Below are 16,163 nucleotides of genomic sequence, written 5' to 3'. Positions count from 1 at the left end.
GTGGTGTCCGGCGCGGGAGCGGCCGGGGTGGTGACGCCGAGGGTGGGCGAGGCGGCCGACCGGTTGCCGGCGCCGTCGCGGGCGACCACGCTGAACTGGTACGTCCGCTCCGGCGTCAGCCCGGTCACGGTGAGCGAGTTGGTGGTGGTCGCCACCACGACCGGGTCGCTGCCGGCAGACGTGCGGGTGACGTCGTAGCCGGCCAGGCCGCTGCCGCCGGTGTCGGTGGAGGCGGGCCAGGTGAGGGTCACCCCGGTGGCGGTGAGCGCCGAGGCGACCGGCCGGCCGGGGGCGCTCGGCGCGGTGGTGTCGGGCGTGGCCGGGCCCGGTTCCTCACCCCAGACCCGCGCCCCGGCGGAGTAGAGCGCGACCTTGCGGTTCGGCCCCGCGGCGGCCTGATAGGACGGGTCGTTGGTCGGATCCCAGGTGCCGCCCTCCGGTACGCCGATCTTGAACTGGACCTCCATCCGGTGCGCCGACTGCCCGGCGGGGGCGATGGTGTGCCCGGTGCAGTCGATCTCGACGTACCAGATGTCGCCGCTGTGCTGCCGGGCCGCCGTCGGCGACGGGCAGCCCTGGGTGTAGCCGGGGGTGACCTGGACGGGCCCGGTGCCGTCGGGGCGGAAGTAGTACCGGAACCTGGCGGTGGTCAGCGCCCGGGCGGGGAACGCTGACTTGTTGTAGACGATGGCCTTGAGTCCGGTGGCCCGGGGCTCGGCCTGCGTCACCGTGGTCTCCACGGTCAGCTCGTCGATGTCCGGGGTCTCCGGAGTGGGGAAGCCGGCGAGCGGGCTGCCGCCGTACTGGCTGGTGAGCCGGGCGAGGGCGGAGGTGAAGCCGGCGTTGTAGTCGGTGGCGACCTCGTTCATCACGTAGTCGTCGCGGTTGTCGGTGTACGCGTCGTTCGGCGACGACGGGCCGCCGACGAGCGCGCCGTAGAGCACGTGCCGGGTCTCGGTCGGCACCTTGCTGCTGTCCCACCAGGAGCCGTGCGCGGTGCGGTGGTGCGGGTTCTTCGGCGGGTTGGCCCCGAACCCGACGACGTAGCTGGATTTGCGCGGGTTGTCGCCGAGGGCGTAGTTGATCTGCCGGACGGCGAAGTCGTGGTAGCGCGCCTTTCTGGTGGCGTCCGTGGTCCGGTCGCTGTAGACCAGCGCGGCGAAGGCGGTGTTCGCGGCGTACCGCAGCGCGCCCCAGGTGTCGAGCACAGCCATGCCGCCGGGCGAGTAGCGGATCTTCTCCCCGTTGACGCCGACCGTCCAGTAGTCCAGCCACCGGTTGGCGTCGTCGACGTACTTCTGCTTGCCGGTCAGGTTGGCCAGCAGCACGTACGCCCCGAACTGCTTGTTGTCCCAGGCGATCGTCCACTTGTAGGAGCGGGTGCTGCTCTGGTTCTCGGTGTTGAGCCGGTCGTACTCGCTCTCCGCCTTGGCCAGGTAGGCCGCCTCGCCGGTGGCCCGGTGCAGCCAGATCGCGCCCCAGACCAGCTCGTCCTGCCAGCCGCTCCAGGAGCGGTAGAAGTTGGTCGCGTCGGTGATGCACTCGTGGTAGCTCCTGCGCACCGTGTCGGCGAAGGTGTAGAGCTGCCGCGCGTGGGTCAGCAGCTTGTCGGCGTAGGCGGCGTCGGTGGGCCGGAAGACCATCGACGAGGCGGCCATCGCCGCCGCCGTCTCCCCCGCCAGGTCCGCACCGCCGCAGCTCGCGTCGATTTTGTACGCGGGCCGCGCCATCGGCATCACCTCGGCCGGGCCCCACCACTTGTGGTCGTCGTCGCCCTTGCCGACCTGTCCGTAGAGGACGTTCGGCGCGGGATGCGCCTTGATGAAGTAGTCGTTGACGAAGCGCAGGTTGTTGAGCAGGTGCGGCAGTTGGCCGGCGGCGACGTAGCCGTCGCGGTACTCGACCGCACCCCAGGCGAGCATGGTGGCGCTGAACGCCATCGGGAAACCGAACTTGACGTGGTCGCCGGCGTCGTACCAGCCGCCGGTGAGGTCGAGGCCGACGTCGGCGCCGTCGGTGAGCGCGGAGTCGCCGCGCCACGAGACCCGGTTCCAGGCCGGCTTCTTTCCGGACTGCTGAGCCTCGTAGAAGAACAACGACTTCTGCAACGCCTCGGCGTAGTTGAAGGCCGGTGCGGCGGCGCTCTGCCCGGCGGCGGGGACGGCGGCGGCGGGGACGGCGGCGCCTACGGCCAGGGCCAGGGTGCCGGCGAGGGCGGCCCCGGCGGTGAGGAGACGGTGCAACCAGGATCTGCCGTTCAGCGGGGGCCGGGTCGGGTGGCGCATGGCGAACTCCTGTCGCGGACGACTCCGGCGGCGGCCCGACGGGACGGAGTCGGGTGGCGCCGGCGCCGGAGGACGGTGGTGGGTGGAGCCCCGCAGCCGGGAGCGCTCCCATGGATGTTCGACAATGTAATCTGGTGGTGGCCCGTTTGTGAAGGTGTACGCTGTGCCGCCTTCCACCGCTCGGCCGCCCCGACACGACAGCAACGGTGACCTCGCCGCCGCAGCGTCGCGCGGGGCGTGCATGTCACACCGACACGCCCTCCGTGGGGCACAACCAACCGGTTTCCCTATCCGGCCGCCGCACGTCCGCCCGGCTCAGGATGATCCTCGGATGGCGCGCGGCGACACGGAGGCGGGATCATGAGCCGCCCTCTCCACCAAACCCGGAGGACTACTCATGCTCCAGCTTCGGCGCGTGGCGCGCACACTCGTCACCGCGAGCGCCGCCACGGCCCTCGTCGCCTTCGCCACCCCGGCTTGGGCGTCGAGCACCATCCCGCTCAAGTCGGCCCACCAGGGCTCGACCGCGGCGGCCTTCCAGCAGGAGTGCGGGGACGAGAAGTTCGTCGACAAGCTTCCGGCGCACGACGGCTGGCACTTCGTCCTGCCCGGCAGCAAGAAGACCGCCGGTGACTTCGAGCGCCTCTCCCTCACCTTCTCGAACGGCTCCGCGACGGTGACCGTGGCGATGCCGGACGACTCGGACGCCTACCCCGACTTTCTCTCCGCCACCGGCAACGGCCAGGTCAAGCACGCCTACGTCTTCACGCCGGCCGGCTGGACGCTGGTGGGTGGCACCGCGACGATCAGCGGTGAGGACGACGAGTTCAATCTGAGCCACACCTGCCCGGGCACCGTCCCGTCGGGGTCCCCGAGCCCGTCGCCGTCGGCCTCCGCTTCGCCGTCGCCGTCGACCTCTCCCTCGACCTCGACCTCTCCCTCGGCATCGACCTCCCCCTCGACGTCGACCTCCCCCTCGACGTCGGAGTCGGCCTCCCCGAGCGGGTCGTCCTCGACCACGCCGGGCACCGGCGGTGGCGGCGGTGGCCAGGACGGCGACCTGCCGCTCACCGGCGTGGCGGTGACGACCGTCGCGCTGTTCGGCCTCGCGCTGATCGGTGGCGGTGTCGCTCTGACCGTGCTGCGGCGTCGCCGGGACCGGATCACCTTCACCAGCTGACGCTCCCGTAGCAGAGCACACCGGCCGTCGGGCGACCCGCCCGGCGGCCGGTTCTGCGTCTCCGGGCACCGGCGCGCCGGCTACTTGCTCGGCTGGCCGGCCCGCGCCCGGGCACAGGTACGACGGTGGCCGGGCGCGCGCGTCGGCGCCCGGCCACCCGAGGATCGACCTGTCAGCGCTTCTTCACGATGCCGGGCAGTGCCTTCTCGGCCAGCCTGATGTCCGTGAACAGCTGGGTGCACCCGAAGTCGTACTGGCCACCGCCGCTGATGATGCCCTTCGCGACGACCTTCCCGCCGCTGACGCTGTAGACCGGCCCACCGGAGTCACCGTTCTTGGTGCAGACGCCGAGCCGCTCGCCGAGGGTGGCGTTGCGGAGCATCTCACCGTCGCGGTACCGGATGGTCACCTTCGTGTCGACGACCTTCCAGCCGCACTGCTCGCCGGTGGTCGTGCCACCGGTGCAGTACTTGTCGCCGTACTTCGGTGACCGGCTGGCGACTCCCTTGACCACCCGGGAACCGCTGGAGTTCGGCCCGCCGACGTACATCTTGGGGTCGGTCTTCCAGCCGCTGTTCATCTTCACCAGCGCGAGGTCGCCGCTGTAGTAGGACTGGCCGCTGAGCTTCACCGAGCCGGTGCTGTTGTTCCAGTTGTCCCGGACGACCTTGCCGACCTTGCTGCTGCCGTAGCGGGGCATCCGCACGTCGGTGTTGGCGCTCGTGCAGTGCCCGGCGGTGAGGAAGTAGTGCTCGCCCTCGTGCGTCCAGGAGAAGCCGATCGTGCAGGTGCCCCGGTTGGTGTGCACCGTGGCGCCGCCGTAGAACGGGTTGGCGTCGTTGTCCCGGCTGACGGTGGCGCCGACGTCCGCGCCCGGGGTGAGGAAGACCGCGACCTTGTCGGCGCCGTACCGGCTGGCCAGCGCGGTACGGGTCTGCTCGGTGAGCGCGGACGCGCGGACCACCACCCGGTTGCGCTCGGCGTCGACAGACGCCGCGTACAAGCTCGACACGCCAGGTACGTCCGACCCCAGCACCTCGTCCTGCACCGCCGTCAGGTCGGCGAGGCTGTACTTCACTGCCGGGGTTCGGGGATAGAACATCCTCGGAACGATGATCTGATCGGATCCCGGGTCGGCCGACGCGGTCGACTCCGCGGGAGGCGGCTCCTCGGTCTTGTCGGACTCGACACCCGCCTGGGTCGGGTCGTCGTTACCGTCGTCGACGTCAGAGGCGTTGACGGCGATGCCGGCCCCCGCGTAGGCGACCTTCGTCGAGGCGGCGCTGGCCCGCACGCCCGAGACGATCCGCCCCGTGGTCGGATCGACATAGGGCGGGGCGAGATCCGTCGGGTCCGCCTCGGCCCGCGCCTCCGCCGTCTCCAGGGCGATCGCCACGTCGTCGGCGAGCTGGTCGGGAACTGCCGGCGGCACGGTGAACACCTCGACAGCGGTGGCGATGGCCGGCCGGGCACCGGTCACGTCGGCGGAGCCCGGCGCGGCACCGGCCGGCTGCCCGCCAGCGAGCAGCGCCACCGCGCCGGCCGCGCCCACGGCGATGACGCGGCTCAGGAGTCGACGCTTGTGTCTGGTCAAAAGGGAACCTCCACCTCGATAACGGCCAACGTGGACGGAGACCGTCCACACAGGAGGGACGCGGTCGGACCCGGGCCGCGTTGGCGTCAGAAGGTGTGTTGATGATCATAATCCGCGTCCGGACGGCCGTACCCCCGGCACCGTGAGATGTCCCGATGTCCACCGCCGTCACGGCCGAGGACGAAAACGGGCAGGGCCCCCGCACCGGAGGCCCTGCCGTCGTACCGTCCTCCGCACCGGAGGTCGGCCGGTGGCACCGGGTAATCCGTCACCCGACGCCGGTGTGGTCGCGTACCGTCGTCGCCCCCGTCCCGTCGCACCGACGGGACGCGTCCGGTCGTGACCGTCGTCCTCAGCCCGCCCGGTCCGTCCGGGCGGGCACCGCGACCGCCCGGTCCGTCGCCGCCACCCGGGGGGCCAGCGGCACCGTGATCGTCAGCAGCGAGCCGTCGCGCTCGACCGGGGCCGGCCGACCCAACCGGCGTACGGCCCGCAGCATCGCGGTGTCCTCCGCCCGGACGGGCAGCAGCACGGCGGCGTACCCGGCCCGCTCGGCCCGGTCGAGCAGGCGGCGCAGCAGGGCCGTACCGAGGCCGCGCCGCTGCCAGTCGTCGCGTACCAGCAGGGCCGCCTCGGCCTCGTCTCCCTCTCCGGACAGGTTGGCCATGGCGACGATCGACTCCGCCGCCCCGCCGGAGCCGATCGTCGCCAGCAGGGTGGCCCCACGGGCCGGGTCCAGCAGCCGGCGCAACCGGTCCGGCGACGGCATCGCCGCGCCGCCAGGGTGGCGCCGCTGCCGGGTCCGCGCCGAGCATCCCTCGTACAGCTCGACCACGCCCGGCAGATCATCCACGGCCGCCGGTCGGACGACCGCCTCGGTGGAGTCCGGCAGCACCAGGGTCACCCGCTCGGCGTCCCGGCGGACCATCGTGGCCGCCAACTCGACCAGCGCCTGCGCCCGGGCGTACTCGGCGGGGGTGAAGCTCGGCTCCCGCCGCCGCAGTTCGTACGAGCCGCCGGTCGGGTCGGCGAGCAGCATGCTCGACGCCGCGCAGCCGCCGTGCTGGTTCGCCGGCATCGGCCGCCAGGTCACCTCGTCCGCGCCGAGCAGTATGCGCAGCGCCTCCCCGGTGGCCTCCGGATCCCGCACCATTCGGGCCGCCAACCCGAGCACCCGGGTCGGCTGGTCCACCAGGCCCCGCGCCTCGCTGCGCGCCACCCAGCAGTCCCGTCCCCGACCCCGCTCCACGGCGGCGAGCAGATCCGCCTCGCCGAGGGTGTCCGGGGCGTCGACGAGGAAGTCGTCGACCGCCCCGACCTCGGTGGTGTGCACCTGCACGCTGAGGATGTTGACCCCGCGCAGCGCGAGGCTCGCCGTGAGCACCGACAGGTAGCCCGGCCGGTCGTCCACCGTCGCCCGGATCCGCCACAAAGCCATGTCCGCTCCCTTCCCCCGCCACGACAGTGCCGGGGCGCTGTTGCCGGGTCGTTGCCCGCCGGTGACGCCGGCGGAACTGTTCGCCCAGCTCAGGTGAGGCTGGTCACCTGCGGCGGTCCGACCAGGTCCAGCCGGTCGCCGAGGATCACCGCGCTGGCCCGGACGAGTTGGGCCAGCCGGTCCACCTCGGTGGTGTGGAACCCGGCGGCGGTGAGCGGCTCGGTGTGCTCCCGCGCGACCACCAGCACCAGCCCGGCCCGACCGAACGGGGCGACCGCGAAGTGGGTGCCGTCGGCACCGGTCATCGCCCGGGCGCGCAGCGGAGTGATCTCGGGCAGCCGCGGCGGCTGCGGTGCCCGCCAGCTGGCCTGCCCCACGGTCGCCGTCCCGCCGCCGGCACGCGACGCCCAGTCCGCCGGCACCACCGCGGTCACCGCCCAGTCGGCGGCGAGCAGCCCGGGCACCGCGTCGACCAGGGTGGCCACCCCGTCGGCGGGGTTCGCGGCCACCTGGGCCAGCAGCTCGGCGTCCTGGCCGGTGGTGGTCGGGGCACCGATGGCCTGCCACACGCCGTCGACGCGTACCCCGGGGATGGCGGCCAGACCGGCCAACAACCGTTCCACCCGGGCGGCGCCCGGCCACACCACGGTGAAGTCGTCCACGGCCCGACCGCCGAGCCGTTCCAAAACCACGACCTGGACGATGTCGGCACCGGACACCCCGAGTGTGCGAGCCACCTGGCCGAGCGTGCCGGGTCGGTCCGGCAGGGTCACCCGAACTCTCAGCAACATGTCAGTCCCTCCGCTCGGCGGGCCGGCGTGGTGGCCGGCGGGCTGGGCACCAGCCTGCCGGTTGACCATTTCGCCCCTGTTTCCCGGCCGTGTCCCGGGCGGAAATCCCGCCTTGACACGGCGGCGGAGCTGCCATCAACTAACCGGATGACCGATCCGGCCGCCGACGCCCGGCCGCATGCCGGCACCCCCGGCGCTCCGCCGGTCGGGGCGGCCCCGAAGGGGTTGGACCTCGACCGGCTGACCGGCTACCTGTCCGATCATCGGCCGGAACTGGCCGGCGAACCGTTGACCGCCACGCTGATCGCCGGCGGCCGGTCCAACCTGACCTACCTGCTGCGTGCCGGCGACCACGAGGTGGTGCTACGCCGGCCGCCGCTCGGCCACGTACTGGCCACGGCGCACGACATGGCCCGGGAGTTCCGGGTGATCTCCGCGCTCGCGCCCACCGCCGTGCCGGTGCCGGGGGCCGTGCACCTGTGTGCGGACGCCGAGGTGATCGGGGCGCCCTTCTACCTGATGGAACGGGTGCCCGGCGAGGTGTTCCGCGGCCGCGCGCAGACCGACCCGCTCGGCGAGGCACGGCGACGTGAGCTGACCATGGCGATGATGGACACCCTGGCCGCGCTGCACGCGGTCGACCCGGCCGAGGTCGGGCTCGCCGGCTTCGGCCGCCCCGACGGTTACCTGGCCCGGCAGGTGCGCCGCTGGGCCGGGCAGCTCGACCGGTCCCGCAGCCGGCCGCTGCCCGGCATCGACGAGCTGCGTGACCTGTTGGCCGGCACCGTCCCGGAGGGCGCGAACGCCGGGCGGATCGTGCACGGCGACTACCGGCTGGACAACCTCCTGGCCACCGTGGACCCGGTGTCGGTACGCGCGGTGCTCGACTGGGAGATGGCCACGCTGGGTGATCCGCTCGCCGACCTCGGCCTGCTGCTGACCTACTGGGACGTGCTCGGTGACAGCGCCCTCGCCGCCGGCAACCCGGTCGCCGACGGCGTCGGACCGCGCGCCGGTTTCCCCGCCGGGGCCGAGCTGATCGAACGGTACGCCGGACGCGGCGACGTCGACGTCGGGCCGCTGCACTGGCACGTGGCGCTCGGCTGTTTCAAGCTCGCGGTGATCTGCGAGGGCATCCACTACCGGCACACCCTCGGGCAGACCCTCGGTGCGGGCTTCGACCGGATCGGGGAGCTGGTCGCCCCGCTGGTCGAGCGCGGTCTCCGCGAGGTCAGGGAGACGTGATGGAGTTCGAGTACGACGCCCGGACCGTCGCGCTGCGCGAGCGGCTGGCCGCTTTCCTCGACGAGTGTGTGTACCCGGCCGAGGCGGTGTACGCCGAGCAGGTGGCCGCCACCGGCGATTCGTGGTCCCGGCCCCCAATACTGGCGGAGCTGAAGGCCGAGGCCCGCCGGCGCGGCCTGTGGAACCTCTTCCTGCCCGACCCGCGCCACGGCGCCGGGCTGACCAACCTCCAGTACGCGCCGCTGGCCGAGCTGACCGGGCGCAGCCCGTACCTGGCACCAGAGGCGGTCAACTGCGCGGCCCCGGACACCGGCAACATGGAGCTGCTGGCCGAGTTCGGCTCGCCGGCGCAGCGGGACCGCTGGCTGGCGCCGCTGCTGGCGGGGGAGATCCGCTCGGCGTTCTGCATGACCGAGCCGGAGGTCGCCTCCTCCGACGCCACCAACATCGCCACCCGGATCACCCGCGACGGCGACGAGTACGTGGTGACCGGGCGCAAGTGGTGGTCGTCCGGGGCGATGGATCCGCGCTGCGAGGTCTTCATCGTGATGGGGAAGACCGACCCGACCGCCGAGCGGCACCGCCAGCAGAGCATGGTGCTGGTGCCCCGCGACACCCCGGGGGTGACGGTCCGCCGGGGCATGACCGTCTTCGGCTTCCGGGACGCGCCGCACGGTGGGCACGCCGAGATCGACTTCACCGAGGTACGGGTGCCGGTGCAGAACCTGATCGGCGCGGAGGGCAGCGGGTTCGCCATCGCCCAGGCCCGGCTCGGTCCGGGGCGCATCCATCACTGCATGCGGCTGATCGGCATGGCCGAGCGGGCGCTGGAGCTGCTCTGCCGGCGGGTGCTGGACCGGGTCGCCTTCGGCCGGCCGCTGGCCGAGCAGGGCGTGGTGCGGGAGTGGATCGCCGAGTCACGGGTCCGGATCGAGCAGTCCCGGCTGCTGGTGCTCAAGACCGCCTGGCTGATGGACACCGTCGGCAACCGGGGCGCGCACACCGAGATCCAGGCGATCAAGATCGCCACTCCGGCGATGGCCGAGTGGGTGATCGACAAGGCCATCCAGGCGTACGGTGGCGCGGGCGTCAGCCAGGACACCCCGCTGGCCGGGCTCTGGGTCCAGGCCCGCAGCCTGCGGCTGGCCGACGGCCCCGACGAGGTGCACCGGGCGGCTCTGGCCAAGCGGGAACTGCGCCGCTGGTCAGCCCCCGACTGACCGGCCCGGCTGCGGGGCACCGAGGTGACCCAGGTTCTCCAGCGGCGAGCCGGCGGCCGGTCTCCGTGTCAGGCCGAGGCGCGATGGATGAGCTGGGTGTCCAGCAGCAGGTGCGGGGTGGGGATGTCGTCGCCGCGGATCCGGGCCACCAGCAGCCGCGCCATCTGCCGGCCCATCTCCTCGACCGGCTGGAAGACGGTGGTCAGCGGCGGGTCGGCCTGCCGGGCGATCGGCGCGTCGTCGAACCCGATCACCGCCACGTCGTCGGGAACCCGGCGGCCGGTCTCCCGCAGGGTCCGCAACGCGCCGAAGGCCATCAGGTCCGAGGCGACGAAGACCGCGTCCAGGTCGGGGCAGACCTCCAGCAGTCGCCGCATGCCGGCCGCGCCGCTGCCCTCGCTGAAGTCCCCGTACACCACCATGCGCGGGTCGACCTCCGAGCCGGTGGCCCGCACGGCGTCCCGGTAGCCGGCGAGGCGGGCCAGCCCGACGCCCATGTCCTGCGGGCCGGCGATGGTGGCGATCCGCTGCCGGCCCCGGCGGGCCAGGTGTTCCACCGCCTGCCGTGCGCCACCGACGTTGTCCACGTCGACGAACCAGGGCGGTCGCGCGCCCGGCTGGAGCATGCGGGCCGGCCGGCCACCGAGCACGGTCGGCAGGCCGCGCTCCTCCAGCAGGGTCGGCAGCGGGTCGGCGTCGTGCAGCGACAGCAGCAGGACGCCGTCGACGTGCTGGTTGGTCAGGTGGTGCTCGACGCGTTCCCGTTCGATCGGGGACTGCACCATGGCCAGCCAGAGTTGCAGCGGCGTCTCCAGCAGCCCGGAGCTGACGCCCCGGACGATGCCGGCGAAGAACGGCTCGGTGAAGACCCGCTCCCCCGATTCGGAGACCACCAGGGCGACCGAGTCGGTGCGTTGGGTGACCAGGGCCCGGGCGGCGCGGTTCGGCACGTACCCCAGTTCGGCGATGGCCTGTTGGACGGCGGCCCGGGCCTCCGGGCTGACCTGGGGTGAACCGTTGACCACCCGGGAGACCGTGCCGCGGCCGACACCCGCGCGGGCGGCGACCGCGTCGAGTGTCGGACGCCCGAGTGACCGGGTGCGGTGCGTTGTCATTGTCTGCTCCTCCGACGTCGGGCGGCCCGCCATCCTCGAGGAGGGTACGGGCGGGGCCGCCCGGAAAGCTGCTGGCCTTCGCCTATTGTCCGGCCAGACCGTTGCGTCGGATCACCTCGGCGTACCACCTGGCACTGGACTTTGGGATACGAATCTGGGTGTCATAGTCGATCCAGACCATGCCGAACCGCTTCGTGTAACCCCACGCCCACTCGAAATTATCCATCAGGGACCAGGCGAAGTAGCCTCGCAGGGGCACCCCCGCCGTGATCGCCTCGTGCGCGGCCCGCAGGTGGGCGTCGAAGTAGGCGAGCCGGTCGGCGTCGTCGACCTTCCCGTCGACCACCTCGTCGACGAAGGCGGAGCCGTTCTCGGTGACGTACAGCGGGAGGTCGGTGTACTCCTCGTGGACCCGGCGCAGCGTCTCCACCAGGCCCGGAGCGTCGATCTCCCAGTTCATGTCGGTCACCGGCACGCCGCGGGTGACGAACCGGACGTCCTGGCTGCCCGGCCAGCATGACGGCGCCCGCCAGTACGGCTCCTGTTGCGCCCCCTCGACCGGAGCCGCGACCACGTGCCGGCTGTAGTAGTTGATGCCGACCAGATCCATCGGGGTGGCGATGGTGGTTAGGTCACCGTCCTGGACGTGCCCGAAGTCGGTCACCTGCTTCAGGTCGGCGACGAGGTCGGCCGGGTACGACCCGCGCAGCAGCGGATCGAGGAAGAAGCGGTTGGCCAGCCCGTCGATCCGGCGGGCGGCGTCGGCGTCGGCCGGGTCGTCGCTGGCCGGGGTGACCGGATAGAGGTTCACCGTGACACCGAGTTGGGCGCTCGGCCGGGAGGCGCGCAACGCCTGCACGGCCAGACCGTGCCCGAGCATCAGGTGGTGGCCGGCGCGGACGGCGTCCGCTCCGTCGGAGCGACCCGGCGCGTGCGCCCCGGACCCGTAGCCGAGGAACGCCGAGCACCACGGCTCGTTGAGGGTGGTCCAGTAGGTGACCCGGTCGCCGAGCGCGTCGGCGACGAGCTGGGCGTAGTCGGCGAACCGGCCGGCGGTGTCGCGGGCCGGCCAGCCGCCGGCGTCCTCCAGCGGTTGGGGCAGATCCCAGTGGTAGAGGGTCAGCCACGGCTCGATGCCGTGGTTGAGCAGCTCGTCCACGAGCCGCCGGTAGAAGTCCAGCCCTTCGGTGTTGGCCGGGCCGGAACCGCCCGGCTGTACCCGGGGCCAGGCCACCGAGAACCGGTACGACCTCAGGCCCAGGTCGGCCATCATCCGGACGTCGTCGGGCATCCGGTGGTAGTGGTCGCAGGCCACGTCACCGGTGTGCCCGTTGACCACCCGGCCTTCGGTGTGACTGAACGTGTCCCAGATCGACGGGGTGCGACCGCCCTCGGTGGCCGCCCCCTCGATCTGGTAGGCGGCGGTCGCCGCGCCCCACAGGAAGCCGGGCGGGAAGATGAGTTCCGGCCCCTGCTCGAGGACACCGACGGCGGGCGGGTGGTTGGGGTTGCTCACGATTTGAGGGCACCTTCCATGATCCCGCCGATGATCTGGCGGCCGAACAGGACGAACACGACGAACAGCGGAAGGGTGGCGATCAGGGTACCCGCGAAGATCTGCGAGTTGTCCGCGAAGTAGGCCGTGTTGAGGCTGCGCAACGAGATCTGGACGGTCGGGTTGGCCGGGTCGGCCAGCACCACGAAGGGCCAGAAGAACTGGTTCCACTGCTCCATGAAGGTGAGCAGGCCGAGCACGGCGGCGGCGGGGCGCAGCGCCGGCACCACCACGTGCCAGTAGACCCGCCAGGTGGAGCAGCCGTCCACCCGGGCCGCCTCGATCAGCTCGTTCGGCACCGCCTGCTCGGCGTACTGGCGCATCATGAAGATCCCGAAGCCGCCGATGAGGAACGGCACGGTCACCGAGGGCATGGTGTTCAACCACTCGAGCTTGGCCATGAGGATGTACAGCGGCAGCACGCCGAGCTGGATGGGGATCATCATCGAGGCGAGGATGATCAGCAGCATCGCGTTCTTGCCCCGGAACCGCAGCTTGGCGAAGGCGAACCCGGCGAGGGAGCCGAAGAAGACCGTGGCCACGGTGATCGTCCCCGAGACCAGGAACGAGTTGGCCAGGCCGGTGAGGATGTTCGCGTCACCGTTGTCGAGGACCCGCTGGATGTTCTCGCCCAGCTTCCCGCCGGGCAGGAAGGGCGGCGGCCAGGAGTTGGCCGCGTCGTTGGTCCGCGAGGCGATGACGATCATCCAGTAGAACGGGAACAGGGACAGCAACACCCCGAGGACGAGCCCGATCCAGGTCAGCGGACTGGCCGTCCAGAGCCGCTCCGCCCGGTGACGGAGACCGGGGCGACCGGCCGCCGGGGGCCGGACCGCGGGTGGTAGCAGGGTCGTACTGGTCATGGCGCAACCCTCACTTGTCCGAGCTGATCCGGCGGGCCAGCAGGTAGTTGACGAAGGAGACGGAGGCGATCAGCAGGAAGAGCACCAGCGCGACGGCGCCGGCGTAGCCCCAGCGGAACCGGGTGTTCATCACCTCGAGCAGGTACATGGTGATGGTCTGGAACTGCCCCTCCGAGCCGCCGGAGAGCGCGCCGGAGCCACTGGTGAACATCAACGGCTCGGTGAAGAGCTGTAGACCACCGATGGTCGAGATGATCAGCGTGAAGATGATGGTCGGCCGCAGCTGGGGAATGGTGATCGACCAGAACTGCCGGCGGCGGGAGGCGCCGTCGAGGGCCGCCGCCTCGTACATGTCCTTGCTGATCGACTGCATCGCGGCGAGGTAGATCAGGGCGTTGTAGCCGACCCAGCGCCAGTCGACCATGGTGGAGATGGCGAACCAGGAGGCGAAGCGGTTGGCCCGCCAGTCGATGGGGTCGACGCCGACGAGGTCGAGCAGCCAGTTCGCCAGGCCGAAGTCCCGGGCGTAGATCATCGAGAAGATGAGCGCCACCACGGCGGTGGAGGTGATGATCGGCATCGCGATGGCCAGGCGGAAGAACATCTGTCCGCGGATGCGGCGGTTCAGCGCGTTGGCCAGCATGAGGGCGAGGAGCAACTGCGGCACGGTGGACATGGCGAACATCCCGAAGGTGTTCCACACCGCGTTCCAGAACTGCGGGTCGTTGGTCAGCAGCTCGACGAAGTTGTCCAGGCCGACGAAGCTGATCGTGGCGTTGAGCGGCGACCGGTCGGTCAGCGCGATCCAGACCGTGTAGATGATCGGGTACACGCCGAAGATCGCGAAGATCACGAAGAACGGCAGGACGAGCACGTATGGGGTGAGGCGGAGGTCCAGTCGGGTCAGCCAGCGGGAGCCCGGAGGCGTGCGCCGCGTGGCCCGGCGCGACGGGGACTGCTCCACGGCCGGCGCGGCGGTGGTTTCCAGAGAACTCATGGGCGGTCCTTAGGGTCGGCGGCGCCGTCAGTGGGCACCGCGGACGGCGTCCGACGCGGGTTCACGGGTGGCGCCGGGGACCGGCACCACCCGTGAGCGCAGCCGATACCGGTTACTTGCCGGCGGCCTCGCCGTTCTTCACCGCGTCCTGCCACGCCGCGTCAGCGGCCTTGCCCTGCTCCACACTGCGCAGCGCGTTCTCGACCGCGTCCCGGACCGCCTGGTTCTTCGGGCCCAGGTAGACCGGCTTCAGCTCGCTCGCCCCGGCGGCGAAGATCTTGCCGACCGGCGCGTTGCTGAAGTAGTCGTTGGTCGCCTCCGCCACCGCCGGGTCGCTGAGCGCCTGCGGCGAGGACGGCAGGTTACCGACCTTCTTGAACGCCTCGGCCTGCGACTTGGCGCTGGTCAGGAACTTGGCCAGCTCGGCAGCCTCCTTCGGGTGCTTGCTGGCCTTCGGCACGCCGAGGAAGGCGCCACCCCAGTTGCCACCGGTACCCGGGGCCTTGGCGATGTCCCACTTGCCGGCGGCCGAGTCACCGGCCTGTCCCTTGATCACACCGGTCATCCAGGCCGGGCAGCCGATGGCGGCGAAGCTGCCGTTCTTGAAACCGGCGTTCCACTCGTTGGAGAAGCTCTTGAGGTGGTTCGACAGCCCGGCGCTGATCATCTTGGTGGTCAGGTCGAACGCCGACTTGACGTCCGGGTTGCTGCCGACGACCAGCTGGTTGCTCTTGTCGAAGTAGGTGTAACCGCTGCCGCCGCCGGCGGTCTGCATGAGCACCACGTTGTAGAAGTTCGTCGCGGAGTCGACGAACTTGTGCTTCTTGTCGACGGCGGCGAACTTCTGCCCGGTGGCGATGAACTCGTCCCAGGTCGGCCAGAGCGCGCCCACCTGCTCGCGGTCGGTGGGCAGGTTGGCGGCCTTGAACAGGTCGGTGCGGTAGCAGATGGCCATCGAGCCGATGTCGGTGCCGAGGCCGAGGACCTTGCCGTCGGGCGTCACGCCCTGTTCCCACTTCCAGGGCAGGAAGTTGCTCTTGAGGTCGTTGGCGCCGTGGTCGGCCAGGTTCACGAACTTGTCGGCCTGCGCGTAGAACTGGACGATCGTGCCCTCTTCGAGGGCGACGATGTCACCGGCGCCCGCGCCGGCGGTGATCTGCTGCGTCAGCCGGGTGTTGTAGTCGCCCAGGCCCAGGCCCTTGCCCCGCTCCTGGATCTTGATGTTCGGGTGCTCCGACTCGTACTGCTTGTAGAGCTCCTCGTATCCGAAGCCCTGGTCGCCGAAGACGTCGACGACCAGGGTGATCTGCCCGTCGCCGCTCTCCGAGTCGTTGCCGCAGGCCGTGCCGGTCGCGAGCACGGCGACCGACGCAAGCGCGATCGCCGCGAAGCGACGGCGTGAGGTGACGCTCATCCTGACCCCTCTTTCGGTGGTGAGGCTGGGTTTTGGGTGTGGTGGGGAGTGCCGCTCGCGTTCCTGTCGCAGCGCGGAGAACCGTTGGCGGGACGGCCGTGGAGTGATCCGCAGCACGCCCATGGGAACGCTCCCATGAGATTGCCGGGGCATGACATAGGTGTCAATAGACCGATGGGAGCGTTCCCAGATCGTTACCGCCGATGCCGCTCACCGGATCGACATGCTGGGACCGCTCGGCGGCGCACCTCAGGCGGGCCGCGGCGTACCCGGGGAGCGCCGTCGGCGTGATTCGGCAGTGTTCAGCAGAAGCGCCGCAACAGCGTGCTCACCCGGCCCGGGTCGAAGGCGTCGGGATCGAAGCGCGGACCGACCCAGGCGCTCAGCACGGCGTGCTCCGGATGGGTCGGGTCGGCGAGCGCCGCCCGCAACGCGGCGTACCCCGCCGGCCCGACCCATCCGGAGC

12 protein-coding genes and 1 pseudogene are annotated in these 16,163 nt (G+C 71.4%); 3 read left to right on the top strand and 10 right to left on the bottom strand.

Going from position 1 to position 16,163, the window contains the following annotated elements; genetic code table 11:
- Positions 1-2,285: glycoside hydrolase family 9 protein (locus E1182_RS21795; RefSeq protein WP_132268307.1), on the bottom strand; the 2,285-nt coding region annotated here is incomplete at its 3' end.
- 415 nt (positions 2,286-2,700) lie between these two features.
- Between E1182_RS21795 and E1182_RS21790 the strand changes: the two genes are divergently transcribed.
- Positions 2,701-3,465 (top strand): LPXTG cell wall anchor domain-containing protein, encoded by a 765-nt coding sequence (locus E1182_RS21790; protein WP_165942684.1) that lies wholly within the window; start codon positions 2,701-2,703, stop codon positions 3,463-3,465.
- Between the two features lie 172 nt (positions 3,466-3,637).
- On the opposite strand, the gene E1182_RS21785 is transcribed toward E1182_RS21790, so the two are convergent.
- The 3 genes from E1182_RS21785 to E1182_RS21775 all read right to left on the bottom strand — a co-directional run bounded on the left by E1182_RS21785 (position 3,638) and on the right by E1182_RS21775 (position 7,288).
- Positions 3,638-5,059: a S1 family peptidase gene (locus E1182_RS21785; RefSeq protein WP_132268302.1), complete on the bottom strand. Its 1,422-nt coding sequence runs from the start codon at positions 5,057-5,059 to the stop codon at positions 3,638-3,640.
- 352 nt (positions 5,060-5,411) lie between these two features.
- Positions 5,412-6,497 carry a GNAT family N-acetyltransferase gene (locus E1182_RS21780; RefSeq protein WP_132268300.1) on the bottom strand — a complete coding sequence of 362 codons (1,086 nt, stop codon included), beginning with the start codon at positions 6,495-6,497 and terminating at the stop codon, positions 5,412-5,414.
- Positions 6,498-6,586: 89 nt separating this feature from the next.
- Positions 6,587-7,288: an amino acid-binding protein gene (locus E1182_RS21775; RefSeq protein ID WP_132268298.1), complete on the bottom strand. Its 702-nt coding sequence runs from the start codon at positions 7,286-7,288 to the stop codon at positions 6,587-6,589.
- Between the two features lie 147 nt (positions 7,289-7,435).
- Here E1182_RS21775 and E1182_RS21770 point away from each other — a divergent pair, with 147 nt between their 5' ends.
- Both E1182_RS21770 and E1182_RS21765 read left to right on the top strand, forming a co-directional pair.
- Positions 7,436-8,533 (top strand): phosphotransferase family protein, encoded by a 1,098-nt coding sequence (locus E1182_RS21770; protein WP_132268295.1) that lies wholly within the window; start codon positions 7,436-7,438, stop codon positions 8,531-8,533.
- On the top strand, positions 8,533-9,753 hold the full coding sequence (locus E1182_RS21765; protein ID WP_132268293.1) for an acyl-CoA dehydrogenase family protein: 1,221 nt from the start codon (positions 8,533-8,535) through the stop codon (positions 9,751-9,753). The genes E1182_RS21770 and E1182_RS21765 overlap by 1 nt, the downstream gene beginning before the upstream one ends.
- 68 nt (positions 9,754-9,821) lie before the next feature.
- Here E1182_RS21765 and E1182_RS21760 read toward each other — a convergent pair whose 3' ends face one another.
- From E1182_RS21760 to E1182_RS21735, 6 genes and pseudogenes are all read right to left on the bottom strand, one after another.
- On the bottom strand, positions 9,822-10,868 hold the full coding sequence (locus E1182_RS21760) for a LacI family DNA-binding transcriptional regulator (RefSeq protein WP_132268290.1): 1,047 nt from the start codon (positions 10,866-10,868) through the stop codon (positions 9,822-9,824).
- An 82-nt stretch (positions 10,869-10,950) separates the two neighbouring features.
- Positions 10,951-12,384, bottom strand: coding sequence for a GH1 family beta-glucosidase (locus E1182_RS21755; protein WP_132268288.1), 1,434 nt, complete (start codon positions 12,382-12,384; stop codon positions 10,951-10,953).
- Positions 12,381-13,286 carry a carbohydrate ABC transporter permease gene (locus E1182_RS21750; protein ID WP_132268286.1) on the bottom strand — a complete coding sequence of 302 codons (906 nt, stop codon included), beginning with the start codon at positions 13,284-13,286 and terminating at the stop codon, positions 12,381-12,383. Before E1182_RS21750 ends, E1182_RS21755 begins: the two co-directional genes overlap by 4 nt.
- 10 nt (positions 13,287-13,296) lie before the next feature.
- The gene (locus tag E1182_RS21745; protein WP_132268284.1) at positions 13,297-14,283 is read right to left on the bottom strand and encodes a carbohydrate ABC transporter permease; all 987 of its coding nucleotides are present in this window, start codon (positions 14,281-14,283) and stop codon (positions 13,297-13,299) included.
- A 112-nt stretch (positions 14,284-14,395) separates the two neighbouring features.
- On the bottom strand, positions 14,396-15,697 hold the full coding sequence (locus tag E1182_RS21740) for an ABC transporter substrate-binding protein (RefSeq protein ID WP_132268282.1): 1,302 nt from the start codon (positions 15,695-15,697) through the stop codon (positions 14,396-14,398).
- A 302-nt stretch (positions 15,698-15,999) separates the two neighbouring features.
- A pseudogene (locus tag E1182_RS21735) lies at positions 16,000-16,163 on the bottom strand (plasmid pRiA4b ORF-3 family protein); the annotation flags it as partial.

The organism is Micromonospora sp. KC721 (assembly GCF_004348355.1).
In the GTDB taxonomy this organism is placed as follows: Bacteria; Actinomycetota; Actinomycetes; order Mycobacteriales; family Micromonosporaceae; genus Micromonospora.
This window is presented reverse-complemented; position numbering and strand designations above follow the sequence as displayed.

Excerpts from the sequence above, each read along its gene's own strand:
- E1182_RS21775 (WP_132268298.1), bottom strand. The coding sequence starts at position 7,288 with ATGTTGCTGAGAGTTCGGGTGACCCTGCCGGACCGACCCGGCACGCTC.
- E1182_RS21770 (WP_132268295.1), top strand. The coding sequence starts at position 7,436 with ATGACCGATCCGGCCGCCGACGCCCGGCCGCATGCCGGCACCCCCGGC.
- E1182_RS21780 (WP_132268300.1), bottom strand. The coding sequence starts at position 6,497 with ATGGCTTTGTGGCGGATCCGGGCGACGGTGGACGACCGGCCGGGCTAC.
- E1182_RS21765 (WP_132268293.1), top strand. The coding sequence starts at position 8,533 with ATGGAGTTCGAGTACGACGCCCGGACCGTCGCGCTGCGCGAGCGGCTG.
- E1182_RS21760 (WP_132268290.1), bottom strand. The coding sequence starts at position 10,868 with ATGACAACGCACCGCACCCGGTCACTCGGGCGTCCGACACTCGACGCG.
- E1182_RS21740 (WP_132268282.1), bottom strand. The coding sequence starts at position 15,697 with ATGAGCGTCACCTCACGCCGTCGCTTCGCGGCGATCGCGCTTGCGTCG.
- E1182_RS21745 (WP_132268284.1), bottom strand. The coding sequence starts at position 14,283 with ATGAGTTCTCTGGAAACCACCGCCGCGCCGGCCGTGGAGCAGTCCCCG.
- E1182_RS21750 (WP_132268286.1), bottom strand. The coding sequence starts at position 13,286 with ATGACCAGTACGACCCTGCTACCACCCGCGGTCCGGCCCCCGGCGGCC.